The 12,441-nt window shown below is 65.3% G+C and carries 14 protein-coding genes; 4 read left to right on the forward strand and 10 right to left on the reverse strand.

Features of this window, described 5'->3' with window-relative positions; genetic code table 11:
• The 9 genes from B4C31_RS02650 to asnB form a co-directional block, all read right to left on the reverse strand.
• Window positions 1-445 (reverse strand): ABC transporter ATP-binding protein (locus tag B4C31_RS02650; protein WP_291531233.1); only part of this gene is annotated, 445 nt, incomplete at its 3' end.
• Window positions 446-555: 110 nt separating this feature from the next.
• Complete coding sequence (gene scpB, locus B4C31_RS02655; protein WP_291531234.1) at window positions 556-1,209, reverse strand: SMC-Scp complex subunit ScpB; 654 nt, start codon at window positions 1,207-1,209, stop codon at window positions 556-558.
• A 28-nt stretch (window positions 1,210-1,237) separates the two neighbouring features.
• Window positions 1,238-2,074, reverse strand: coding sequence for a segregation and condensation protein A (locus B4C31_RS02660; RefSeq protein ID WP_291531235.1), 837 nt, complete (start codon window positions 2,072-2,074; stop codon window positions 1,238-1,240).
• A gap of 14 nt (window positions 2,075-2,088) precedes the next feature.
• Entirely contained in the window at window positions 2,089-2,928 is an 840-nt protein-coding gene (locus tag B4C31_RS02665) for a ParA family protein (protein WP_129237102.1), read from the reverse strand.
• A gap of 326 nt (window positions 2,929-3,254) precedes the next feature.
• Entirely contained in the window at window positions 3,255-4,196 is a 942-nt protein-coding gene (gene xerD / locus B4C31_RS02670; RefSeq protein WP_291531236.1) for a site-specific tyrosine recombinase XerD, read from the reverse strand.
• Between the two features lie 96 nt (window positions 4,197-4,292).
• The gene (gene rplT / locus B4C31_RS02675) at window positions 4,293-4,676 is read right to left on the reverse strand and encodes a 50S ribosomal protein L20 (protein WP_033505982.1); all 384 of its coding nucleotides are present in this window, start codon (window positions 4,674-4,676) and stop codon (window positions 4,293-4,295) included.
• A gap of 49 nt (window positions 4,677-4,725) precedes the next feature.
• Window positions 4,726-4,920 (reverse strand): 50S ribosomal protein L35, encoded by a 195-nt coding sequence (gene rpmI / locus B4C31_RS02680; protein WP_291531237.1) that lies wholly within the window; start codon window positions 4,918-4,920, stop codon window positions 4,726-4,728.
• Window positions 4,901-5,629 carry a translation initiation factor IF-3 gene (gene infC, locus B4C31_RS02685; protein WP_033505978.1) on the reverse strand — a complete coding sequence of 243 codons (729 nt, stop codon included), beginning with the start codon at window positions 5,627-5,629 and terminating at the stop codon, window positions 4,901-4,903. Before infC ends, rpmI begins: the two co-directional genes overlap by 20 nt.
• Window positions 5,630-5,934: 305 nt before the next feature.
• On the reverse strand, window positions 5,935-7,824 hold the full coding sequence (gene asnB, locus B4C31_RS02690) for an asparagine synthase (glutamine-hydrolyzing) (RefSeq protein WP_291531238.1): 1,890 nt from the start codon (window positions 7,822-7,824) through the stop codon (window positions 5,935-5,937).
• Window positions 7,825-7,991: 167 nt separating this feature from the next.
• On the opposite strand from asnB, the gene B4C31_RS02695 reads away from it, so the two are divergent.
• From B4C31_RS02695 to ybaK, 3 genes are all read left to right on the forward strand, one after another.
• The gene (locus B4C31_RS02695) at window positions 7,992-8,738 is read left to right on the forward strand and encodes a thiamine diphosphokinase (protein ID WP_291531239.1); all 747 of its coding nucleotides are present in this window, start codon (window positions 7,992-7,994) and stop codon (window positions 8,736-8,738) included.
• A gap of 142 nt (window positions 8,739-8,880) precedes the next feature.
• Window positions 8,881-9,939 (forward strand): type I glyceraldehyde-3-phosphate dehydrogenase, encoded by a 1,059-nt coding sequence (gene gap / locus B4C31_RS02700; protein WP_033505974.1) that lies wholly within the window; start codon window positions 8,881-8,883, stop codon window positions 9,937-9,939.
• 114 nt (window positions 9,940-10,053) lie between these two features.
• On the forward strand, window positions 10,054-10,554 hold the full coding sequence (gene ybaK / locus B4C31_RS02705) for a Cys-tRNA(Pro) deacylase (RefSeq protein WP_043168555.1): 501 nt from the start codon (window positions 10,054-10,056) through the stop codon (window positions 10,552-10,554).
• A gap of 16 nt (window positions 10,555-10,570) precedes the next feature.
• On the opposite strand, the gene B4C31_RS02710 is transcribed toward ybaK, so the two are convergent.
• Entirely contained in the window at window positions 10,571-11,566 is a 996-nt protein-coding gene (locus B4C31_RS02710; RefSeq protein ID WP_291531240.1) for a 4-hydroxy-3-methylbut-2-enyl diphosphate reductase, read from the reverse strand.
• A 214-nt stretch (window positions 11,567-11,780) separates the two neighbouring features.
• Here B4C31_RS02710 and B4C31_RS02715 point away from each other — a divergent pair.
• Window positions 11,781-12,441: aldose epimerase (locus B4C31_RS02715; RefSeq protein WP_414631831.1), on the forward strand; the 661-nt coding region annotated here is incomplete at its 3' end.

Raw genomic sequence — 12,441 nt, forward strand, 5'->3', positions numbered from 1 at the left:
GCTGCATCTGGCCGCCGGAGAGCTGGTTGGGTTTCTTGTGGACGTGGGCGCCGAGCCCGACCTGCGCCAACGCGCGGCGGGCGCGCTGACGGCGCTGCGAACGGGGGATGCCCGAGATGGTCAGCGCCAGCTCCACGTTGGCCAGGATGCTCTGGTGCGGAATCAGGTTGTAGCTCTGGAAGACGAAGCCGATGGTGTGGTTGCGGTACGAATCCCAGTCGCGGTCCCTGTACTGCCTGGTCGAGGTGCCGTTGATCACCAGATCGCCGGAATCATAGCGGTCCAGGCCGCCGATGATGTTCAGCAGCGTGGTCTTGCCCGATCCGGACGGCCCCAGGATGGCCACGAACTCGCTGTCGCGCAGGTTCAGCGTGACGCCGTCCAGCGCCTTCTGCACGAAATCGCCGGTTTTGTACTGCTTGTGGATGTCCTTGATCTGCAGCACCACGGTTGACTCCTCTGTTTCGGTATCCGTTCTCGTGTAGGTTCGCACCCTACATTACACCCAGAATACTGAACACCGTAAACTATTTTTTCGGCCGTGTCAGTACTGTGTCAGTCCTCCAGCCCCAATCCTCGGCGCTCGGGCGGGACCAACGCCTCATCGACCGAGTCCGGCAGGAATGGGGCCAGCCCCGGCAGCTGCTCCAACGACGACAACCCCATCTTCTCCAGGAACAGCGCGGAGGTCACCAGCAGCGCGGCGCGGGACTCCGGCTCCATCCCCTCCTCGCGCACCAGACCGCGGACGATCAGCGCCCGAACCACGCCGTCCGAGTTGACGCCGCGGATCGCCGCGATCTGCGCACGCGTGATCGGCTGCCGGTACGCGATGATCGCCAGCGCCTCCAACGCCGCCTGCGACAGGCGCGCGGTCTGCCCGTCGGTCACGAACGCCGACACCACCGGTTCGAACACCGCGCGACTGGAGAACTGCCACCCCCGGGCGGTACGGCGCAGCTCGAAACCCTTGGGGGCGCGACCGGAGACGTCCGAACCGTCATAGTCGCGCTGCAGCGTCTCCAGCGCCGCGGTTACCCGTTCCTCGTCCACCGCCAGCACCCGCGCCAGATCGGCGGCCTGCTGGGGCTGGTCGCAGACCATCAGCACCGCCTCCAGACATGCCGGCAGGCCACCGGGGAATCCGTCGACGTCGAAGTCCACGTATTCGGGGCGAGCCGCCCCGACCGTCCGCTCGTTCTGGTCCATCACAGCCGCCTCCCGCTGTATCCGATTGTCATGCGAAATCCCGTTCGTCGATCGCGGTGTCCGTCTCCTCCGCGCCGGCCACCCACCGCAGGTGCAGGGTCTCATAGGGACCGGCCTGCTTGAACTGCAGCACGCCCTGCTTGAAGAACGCCAGCACCGCCAGGAACCTGGCCACCACCTCAATGGTGGCGGACGCATCCGCCGTCAGTTCGGCGAAGGTCATCGACCCTCCGGTCGGCAGGGCGCGCAGTCGGTCCCGCACCAGCATGGATTGGGCGCGCAGGTCCACCATCGGCATATGCAGCTGATGCACCGACACCTCGCTGGCCGGCGCGTTGGCGAACGCCTGCGCGGCCAGCCGGGCCAGGTCCTCGGGGGTCAGCGTCCAGACCAGTTCGGGCAGCAAGGTCGACATGCCGGCATCCATCACCGCCGGATGCGGGAACCGGCCCGAATTCGCGGCCAGACGCGCACGAAAGTCGTCGGCGGCCTGCTTGAACGCGCGGTACTGCAGCAGCCTGGCGAACAGCAGATCACGCTCGCGCAGCGCCTCCATGCTGCGCTCGTCACGCCCGCCATCCTCATCCCCGGGCAGCAGCGCGGCGCTTTTGGCCTCCACCAGGATCGAGGCGACGTCGATGAACGAACTGGCGGCCTCCATGTTGCGCGCCACATCCATACCCCGGACATACTCCAGGAACTCCTCGGTGATCGCCGAGAGTGAAACCTCGGTCAGTTCCAGGCGATTGCCGGCGATCATGCCCAGCAGCACGTCGAACGGGCCGGAATACACGTCCAGACTGACGGCGAATCCGGAGTCGACGGCACGTCCCTCCGGCTCCGCTAGCTCTGCCCATTCCACCATGGCCACGCCGCCGGTCAGGGCACGATGCCCTTGGCGATCAGCTCGCGAGCCACCTCACGGTATTCTTTGGCCGTCTTGTGCCCGGGGGCGTAGATGGTGATCGGCGCGGCCGCCACCGTGGCGTCCGGCAGCTTAATCGACCGGGAGATGACCGAGTGGAACACCTTGCCCTGGAAGGCCTCGTAGATGCGCTGCAGCACCTCCTCGCAGTGCAGCGTGCGCGTGAACATGGTGACCAGCACGCCGTACACCTCCAGACGGGGGTTGATGCGGGACTGCACCTTCTCGATCGACTGCATCAGCAGCGCCACGCCGCGCAGCGCGAAGAACTCCGCCGCCACCGGGATGATCACGCCGTCGGCCGCGGTCAGGGCGTTCACCGTCAGCAGGCCCAGGGAGGGCTGGCAGTCGACGATGATCACGTCGTATTCGTTGCGCACCTTGCGCAGCACGCTCGCCAGCACCTGCTCGCGGCCGACCTCGGTGACCAGCTGCACCTCCGCGGCCGACAGGTCGATGTTCGCCGGCATGATGTCGATGTTCTCGAAATCGGTGGCGTGGATCACGTCATGCGGATCCACGGACATGTCGAACAACGCCGTGTACACCGTGTTCTCCACGGTGTTCGCGTTGATGCCCAAGCCCACGGTGGCCGCACCCTGCGGGTCGAAGTCCACGATGAGCACGCGGCGCCCGTACTGGCTCAGCGCGCCGGCGATGTTGATCGAACTGGTGGTCTTGCCGACGCCGCCCTTCTGGTTGCACATCGCGATAATCCGCGCCGGACCGTGCTGACGCAGCGGTTCGGGCGCGGGGAACGTCTCATATTCACGACCAAGCAGATCCGTAGGCATACTGTTCACCTTATCAACATTCATGCGCTCATCCGACGAGGTTCCGACACGTGTCCCCCCGTCATCCATGGCCGGCACGGCGTACGTGCCGCCTATCGGCAGCAACCCCTGCCGGAACCGGTGCGTCGTGGATTCGTCATACCACGGCCCCGTCCCACTGCCCTGCGATTGCGCCGCGCCCATACCGTCTCCATTCCTGTGGCGGCGACCCGTGTCGCGACCATGGCTGAAGTCTTCCGATTGCTATCGTATCGCGACAATGTGTCCGAAGACATCACGCGGCGTTCGAGGCGTGCCCCCTGCAGGCATCTGCGGGGCAGTCGCGTTCACCGGGCGCGCGGGTGGGCGGTCAGATAGGCCTCGATCAGCGATTCGGGGCTGACATGCGTATAGATCTGCGTAGTGGTGACCGAGGCGTGGCCGAGCAGCTCCTGCACGGTGCGCACGTCGGCCCCGCCCTGGATCAGATGCGTGGCGAAGGAGTGGCGCAGCGTGTGCGGATGCAGCGGCTTGGCGATATGCGCCCGTTCGCCGGCGGCCTTGACCACCTCCCACACCGATTGCCGGGAAAGCCGGCAGCCGCGCTTGTTGAGGAACAGCGCCCGACGCTCCGTTCCCGAACGTTTGCACCGCTCCAGCACCGGACGCGCCTCATCGAGATACCGACGCAGGGCCTGACAGGCGTACCCGCCCACCGGCACCAGTCGCTGCTTGGAGCCCTTGCCCGTCACACGGATCACATGCTCGTCGGAATCCATGTCGTCGATGTCCGCGCCTACGATCTCCGAGACGCGCGCGCCGGTGGCGTACATGAGTTCGAGCAGCGCCCGGTCGCGCACCAGCACTGCGTCCTCCACGCCGGCCACGCCCGCACCCCCGGGTTGCGGAACGGCCTCCAGCAGGCGGGCGACCTCGTCCACGGTCAGTACGTCGGGCAGCGTGCCGGCGCCCTTGGGGGCCTTAACCGTCGCAGCCACATCCGATGCCACGGCCTGCTGGGCGAGGGCGAACTGATGGAACGCGTGGATGCTGGCCAATCGTCTGGCCTTGCTGCTGCCGCTCTCCCCCGCCGCATCCAGGTCGGCGACGTAATCCTCCACATCCTGCCTGGTGACGGCGGACGGCCCGTGGACGCCGCGGGCCTCCAGCCAGTCGAGATACCGGCGCAGATCGGACGCATAGGCGTCAACGGTGGATTGCGCCAGTCCCCGTTCCACGCCGATATGCGTGAGGAACTGCTCCAACAGCCGCCCGAATTCGGATTCCATCCGGGTCTCCCTCCCTCTACCGTTCCTCCGGTAGATACAAGGAAACCCCGCCGAAGCGGGGTTTCGCAACAGGAATCATGCGTGCGTCACGCCGATTCAGGCCTCCACCGGGGCGTTGACATCCGCCGGCAGGGCGTTCTTGGCCTCGGCGACGATGGCCTTGAAGGTCTCCGGATCGGAGACGGCCAGCTCGGCCAGGGCGCGGCGGTCGAGCTCGATGCCGGCCAGGCGCAGGCCCTGGATGAAGCGGTTATAGGTGATGCCCTCGGCGCGGACCGCGGCGTTGATGCGCTGGATCCACAGCTTGCGGAAGTCACCCTTGCGAGCCTTGCGGTCGCGGTAGTTGTAGGTAAAGGAGTGCAGCAGCTGCTCCTTGGCCTTGCGGTACAGGCGGGAGCGCTGGCCGCGGTAGCCCGAGGCCCTCTCGAGAACGACGCGACGCTTCTTGTGGGCGTTCACTGCGCGCTTGACACGTGCCATAATCTATTCCTCAGCTTTCTGTTGACGTCTTGTTCGATCTCGAAGCAGCTCACATACCGAGCAGGTTCTTCATCCGCTTGACCTGGTTCGGGGCCATGACCTCGTCGGCGGACAGCGCACGGCGCTTGCGGGCTGACTTGTGCTCCAGGTTGTGGCGCATGCCGCTGCCGACATGCATCAGCTTGCCCTTGCCGGTGACGCGGACGCGCTTGGACGCGGCGGAATTAGTTTTCATCTTCGGCATTGCTGCCCTCCTTGGTTGTGTTGTTCTTCGCGGAAGTCTTCGACTGACCGTTCACCGCGGCCTGGGCCTCGGCGGCGGCCTGGGCCTGGGCCTCCTGCTTGGCGGCCAAGCGTGCGGCCTGACGGGCCTGGCGCTCGGCGCGGGATTCCGCGCCGCGGCGGCGCTGCTCGGACTGCGTGTGCACCTTCTTGCCCTTCGGGGCCAGCGTCATGATGATGTTGCGGCCCTCCTGCTTCGGAGCGGACTCGATGGTGCCGTACTCCTCCACGTCGGCGGCCAGGCGCTGCAGCATCTCCACGCCACCGATCGGACGCGACTGCTCGCGACCGCGCAGCATGATGGTGACCTTGACCTTGTCCCCGCCGTTGAGGAAACGGACGACATGACCCTTCTTGACCTCGAAGTCATGGTCGTCGATCTTCAGGCGGAAACGGATCTCCTTGATCTCGGCCGTGTTCTGATTGCGGCGGGCCTCACGGGCCTTGATCTTCTCGTTGTACTTGAACTTGCCGTAATCGATGAGCTTGGCGACCGGAGGCTTTGCGTTGGGTGCCACCTCGACGAGATCGAGGTTCGCTTCCTTGGCCAGGTTCAGTGCGACGGAGGTCGCGATGACCCCCACCTGCTCGCCGTTCGGGCCGATCAGGCGCACCTGGGAGACGCGAATCTCGTCGTTAATGCGTGGTTCGTCGCTGATGATGACTCCAATCCTCGGTGTTTCCTTGCGGGCTCACCGTTCGGCGCGCACGTCGTCGAGTCAGGGCATGTCATCATGCATCCGTTGACGCGGACACTGTACATGGCGGCGCACATGGGCACCGCGAGCGGACGATAGCCATCGTCGGGCTCATGCCTTGGACCCGAGGCCGTAACAGGCTTCCAGGTGGGGTTTCCCCGCTTTCTTGATTTCTCAAGCCTTGGATAGTGTACCACATGCCCGGACGGGCGTGTCGCGGATGCGGCGTCCATGCGGGGCCGTGCATCCGGGTCACACGGATGCCCGGACGCACGGACTCACGCGGTCAGGTCGACCAGATCGGGCTTGGAGCCGTCGCGGTTGAAGTAGACGTCGTACCAAGTCAGGAACGTGAACACGGTCCAGATCTTGCGGCGATCGTCGGTTGTTCCCTCGTAGTTGTCGTCGAGCATCTTGAGCAGCGCATCCTGGTCGAAGAACCGACCCACCCATTCCTGCTCGAACAGCGCGCGGACGTGGCGGTAGTACTTCTCCTGACGCAGCCAGATCTTGATCGGCACCGGGAAGCCGAGCTTCTCACGGTCGTACCATTCCTTCGGCAGATGGCGGGCGGCGGCCTGGCGGAACGCGAACTTGGTGTTCTCGTCGGTGATCAGGTACTTGGTCGGCACCTGCTCGGCCACGGCCATCAGCTCCTTGTCGAGCAGCGGCACGCGCAGCTCCAGCGAGTGGGCCATCGTCAGCTTGTCGGCCTTCAGCAGGATATCGCCGGGCATCCACTGGTGCATGTCCAGATACTGCTTCTTCTTCAGCTCGGACATGCCCCGGCCCTTGACGCGCGCATAGATGCGGCCGACGATGCTCGCCACGCTCGGACCGTTGCGGTACTCGGGCTTGAGCAGTTTGGCGGCCTCGTCCTCGGTGAAGACTTTCGCCTGGCCGATGAAGCTCTCCTCGGCCGGGGCCAGATTGGCGTACAGATGCCATGCGCCGTGGAAGGTCTTGCCTTTGCAGAACCGCGCGATGGCGTGGCGCATGCCTTGGGGCAGGTGGGTCAGCATCCGCGTGACCACCTTGATGGCCTTGGAGTGGGTGTGCACGCCGTAGTCGATGTATCCGGCGAACAGCTCGTCCGCGCCTTCGCCGCTCAGCACGACGCGCAGATCACGGCTGGCCAGTTCGGACAGGAAGAACAGCGGCACGCAGGACGGGTTGGAATCCGGTTCGTCCAGATGCCACTGGATGCGGGGGAAGTTCTCGAAGGCCTCGTCGCCGCCCAGCGCCTCGGAGGTGTTGTTCAGATCGATGATCTGCGCCAGTTCCTGTGCCTGCTGCGACTCGTTGTAGGTGCCCTTGCCGAAGCCGATCGAATAGGTGTGCTCGGGGCGGGCCACGGCGGCCACATAGCTGGAGTCGACGCCGCTGGAGAGGAACGAGCCGACCTCCACGTCGGCGATCTGATGGGCCTTGACCGAGTCGCACACCGTGCGGTCGATGGTGTCGACAAGCTCCTTGAGGCCCATGCCGCCCTCGGTGTAGGTCTCGTCATAGTAGCGGCGGATGTCCATCCGGCCGTCCCGGTAGGTGAAGCAGTGCCCCTCGGGCAGCTTGTACACGCCCTTGAAGAAGGTCTCGGAGATCGCCGGGTACTGGAACGTCATATACGGCTTGAGTGCGTCCGCGTTGAGTTCCTTGACGAAGTCGGGGTGCTGCAGCAGCGCCTTGATCTCCGAGGCATACATGAACGTGCCGTTCATCTGCGCATAGTAGAACGGCTTGATGCCGAAGTGGTCGCGCGCGCCGAACAGGGTGCGGGTCTTCGTGTCCCAGATCACGAAGGCGAACATGCCACGCAGCCGCTTGAGCACGTCCGCGCCCCACTGCTCGTAGCCGTGCAGGATCACCTCCGTATCGCCCTCGGTGGCGAAGGTGTGGCCCAGCGCGAGCAGCTCCTCGCGCAGCGGCTGGTAGTTGTAGATCTCGCCGTTGTACGTGATGACCAGCGTGCGGTCCTCGTTGTAGATCGGCTGCGAGCTGCCGCCCAGGTCGATGATGCTCAGACGGCGGTGCCCCAGGGCCGCATGCTCGTCGACATAGCTGCCCTCGCTGTCGGGACCGCGATGCGCGATAATATCCGTCATCCGCTTCAGGACGGGACATTTCACATCAATCGGCATGTCATTGACGAAACCGGCGATACCGCACATGGATACGGCGCTCCTTCTTCCTCTGTTTCCTCTATATCCTCTTTTATGGTGCTGCCGGGTCCTCGCCCGGCACCGATACTGCCAGTCAGCTTAGCAAACAGTTGTGCCGTTCCTGTGAGCGAGGCGACACCCGCCGCTTGACGCCGAGCCGCGGTACAGTGGGGCTCATGCATGACGACACCTGTGTGATCTTCGGCGCGGGCGACTACTATGACGCGCCCATTGTCCCCGACGGAGCATTCATCGTGGCCGCGGACGGCGGTCTGGACCATGTGCGCGGGCTCGGCCTCACCGCCGACGTCGTCATCGGGGATTTCGATTCGCTCACGGGACGCCGTCCGGCGGACGGGGAGCGCACCATCGCGCTGCCCGCGGAGAAGGACGATCCGGACATGCTCTCGGCGCTCAAGATCGGCTGGTCGCACGGCTGCCGCACCTTCCACGTCCACGGCGGTCTGGGTGGACGCATCGACCACACCATCGCCAACATCCAGCTGATGGCGCTCGTCTCCCGGCACGGCGGCATCGGGTTCCTGCACGGCGACGGCACGGTGGTCACGGCGATCACCGACGGCGAGCTGCGCTTCCCCGCCAACGACGTGGCCCCCGGACGCATGGTCTCCGTGTTCTCGCTGAGCGATGAGGCGCGCGACGTCAACGAACCGGGATTGAAATACCAGCTCAGGCACGCCACGATGACCAACACCCGTGTCAACGGCGTCAGCAACGAGTTCCTGCAGGGCGTGCCTTCGGCGATCAACGTCCATCACGGCACGCTGATCGTCACGTTCCCCGCCGAGGCGCCGATGCCCGAGGTCGTCCGCTTCCACGGATTCGCGGGAGACCTCGGTTCGCTCGATACCGCTGTGTCCCCGGTGCTCGCCACGGGTGTGAGCGCTCACGGAAATTCCTGAGAATTCATCTCACAGCCCCGCTTGTCCCGTTGCCCAAGTACAGACGACGCACTAAAGTACAAGGTGTTGGTATTCAACGGCCGCGCGTGCGCCATGCGGGGTTCCGACAACGTGCCACGGCCTATCCCCAAGGGAGAACTACATGACAGTCAAGATTGGTATCAACGGCTTCGGTCGTATTGGTCGTCTCGCGTTCCGTCGCATCTTCGAGCTGCAGCAGAAGGGCGGCGAGGCTGGTGATATCGAGGTCGCCGCGATCAACGATCTGACCTCCCCGTCCGCTCTGGCGTACCTGCTGAAGTACGACAGCACGCACGGCACCTTCAAGCACGTGGACGGCACCCCGGTCGAGGTCTCCGCCACCGACTCCGCCATCGTCGTCGACGGCAAGGAGTACCCGGTGTACGCCGAGCCGGATGCGAACAACATCCCGTGGGTCAAGAACGACGGTGTCGAGTTCGTGCTCGAGTGCACCGGCTTCTACACCTCCGCTGAGAAGTCGCAGGCCCACCTGAACGCCGGTGCCAAGAAGGTCCTGATCTCCGCTCCGGCCAAGGACGCCACCACCCCGACGGTCGTCTACGGCGTGAACCACGAGATCCTGAAGGCAGAAGACAACATCGTCTCCGCCGGCTCCTGCACCACCAACTCGATGGCCGCTATGGTCAAGCTGCTCAACGACAAGTGGGGCATCAAGGTCGGCTTCATGACCACCATCCACGCCTACACCGGCACCCAGATGATCCTCGACGGCCCGCGCGGCAAGAAGAACGGCCGCGACCTGCGCGCCGCCGCCGTCAACACCATCGCGCACTCCACCGGTGCCGCCAAGGCCATCGGCAAGGTCGTGCCGGAGGTCGACGGCAAGCTGCAGGGCCACGCCCAGCGCGTCCAGGTTCCGGACGGCTCCGTGACCGAGCTGTTCACCGTGCTCGAGAAGGAAACCAACGTGGACGAGATCAACGCCGCGTTCAAGGATGCCTTCGAGGGCTGCGAGTACTACGGCTACAACGCTGACGGCATCGTCTCCGGCGACATCGTCGGCGACACCCACGGCGGCGTGTTCGACCCGACCCAGACCGATGTGAACGAGGTGGACGGCGTCCAGCTCGTGCGCACCGTGGCCTTCTACGACAACGAGTACGGCTTCACCTCGAACATGGTTCGTACGTTGCTGTACTTCGCCGAGCTCGCCAAGTGAGCCTCAGCGGCCTAGTCCGCTAGGTTCCTGACGAACCGTTCGGGCCGTCCCGGTTTCCGAGGCGGCCCTTTTCGTATGCCGACGTGTGCCGAGGCACGACATAGGATAGGTGGCATGGGTAGGAAAGCATCAGGCAAGGGGTCCACGCCGGCGATTGTGGAGCTGGAACGCGCGGGTGTTCCGTTCGAGACTTACGAGTACGAGCACTCCAACGATCACATGGATGACGGCTATGGCATTGAAGCGGCCCGCAAGCTGGGCTTCGACGAGCATCAGGTGTTCAAGACGTTGATGGCCGACACCGGCACGGCGCGCGTGGTCGGCGTGGTGCCGGTCAGCGGACATATGGACCTGAAGGCGCTGGCCGCCGCCGTGGGCGCGAAGAAGGCCGCGATGGCCGATCCGAAGGTGGCAATGCGCGAGAGCGGCTATGTGGTGGGCGGCATATCGCCGTTCGGGCAGCGGACGCGCCATGCGACCGTGCTCGACGAGAGCGCGCTGGCCTATGACCGTATCCTGGTGTCCGGGGGCAAGCGCGGGTTCAGCGTCGGCATCGCCCCGCAGGATCTGGTGAGGGTTCTGAACGCCGCCACCGCCCCCATCGCCACCTGGTAACTTCTTTACCCGGCGGTCAGCGGCGCAGTTCGGCGGGCAGGACGAAGTGCATATGCTCCTTGATCGTTTCGACGGTGGAGACCTCGGTGAATCCGAACCCGCGCAGCGCCTTGACCACACCGGCGACCAGCTCGTCCGGCACCGAGGCGCCCGAGGAGACGCCGACCGCGCTCACGCCGGCGAACCATGCGGGATCCAACTCCCCCGCATCATCGACGCGATAGGCCCGGCCGCGATCGGCCAGGCCCTCCTGCGCCACCTCCATCAGCCGCACCGAATTCGAGGAATTCGCCGAGCCGACAATCACCACGCAATCGGATTGCTCGGCGACGAGCTTGACCGCGGCCTGCCGGTTGGACGTGGCATAGCAGATATCCGAGCTCGGCGGCATCTCGATCCACGGAAACCGACGCTTCAGCGCCTCGATGGTGCCGGCCGTCTCATCCACGCTCAACGTGGTCTGCGTGAGCAGCACCAGCCTGGTCGAATCATCGAAGTCCAGCGATTCCACGTCCGTCTCGTGCTCGATCAGGTGTACATGCTCGGGCGACTCCCCCACCACGCCGACGGCCTCGTCATGGCCGCGGTGCCCGATGTAGATGATCTCGTACCCCTCCCGCACGAATCGCAGCACCTCACGGTGGACCTTGCTGACCAGCGGGCAGGTGGCATCCACCACATGCATGCCGCGGCGCGCCGCCTCGGCCTTGATCTCCGGGGAGACGCCGTGCGCGGAGAACACCACCGGAATGCCGGCGGCCACGGCCTCGTCGGGGATCTCGTCGAGCTCCTGCACGAACACCGCCCCCTGCGCGGACAGATCCTCCACCACATGCCTGTTGTGCACGATCTGGCGACGCACATACACCGGCGGCAGTCCCGCGGCACGCGCGCGTTCGGCGTCGGCCGCGGATCTCAGGATGGTCTGCACGGTCAGGATCGCGCGGTCCACCCCGGCGCAGAATCCCCGCGGATCGGCCAGCACGATGCGGCCGGAATGTTCGTTCGTCATGGTTCCTCCATTCTGACGCCATCTTACCTGTTCCGGGGTGCCGCGCACCGCCCCCGCGCGGGGGACACGCCAGGCGATGCGGCGGCGGCGCACGAGCCGATTGACGCGGCGCCCCGCACGGGACACACCGGGCCGCGCCGATGCGGGAACCGGGAATCGGCAGTACGATAGTGAGCGATAACAATCGCATCATTTCACTATGGGAGTGATATCCATGACCATCGCTGCCACGCCGCGCACCGGCCATCAGTACACCATCACGCACGGTGATTACGTCGCCGTCATCACCGAGTTGGGCGCCGCGCTGCGCAAGCTCACCTACCAGGGCAAGAACGTCATCGCCACGTTCGGCGCCAACGAGGTGGCCCCCGCCTCCAGCGGCCAGCTGCTCATCCCCTACCCGAATCGCATCGAGGACGGCGTCTACACGTTCGAGGGCAAGACCTACGAGCTGCCGATCGACGAGCACGAACGCCGCAACGCCATCCACGGCTACGGCTACCGCGCCTACTGGACGCTGGAGAACCTCGACGAGTCCACCGTCACGCTCTCCTGGCGCGTGCCGAACATGGCCGGCTATCCGTTCGACGTGGTGGTGGCCGTCACCTATACGCTGACCGACAACGGCCTGAGCCTGACCGTCGCCGCCCGCAACAACGGCGAGACGAACGCCCCGTGGGCGCTGGCGATCCACCCGTGGCTGGCCAACGGCTTCGACGGGTATGGCGACGAGATCGACGGCCAGAACGCGCAGTGCTCGCTGATGGTGCCCGCCGACACGCATGTGACCGTCGACGACCGTCTGCTGCCGACCGGCACCGAGCCGGTGGACGGCACGAAGTACGACTTCCGCGAGCCGATGAAGCTCGATCAGC

The sequence above is a fragment of the Bifidobacterium sp. UBA4282 genome (assembly GCF_002394995.1).
Classification (GTDB): domain Bacteria; phylum Actinomycetota; class Actinomycetes; order Actinomycetales; family Bifidobacteriaceae; genus Bifidobacterium; species Bifidobacterium pullorum_B.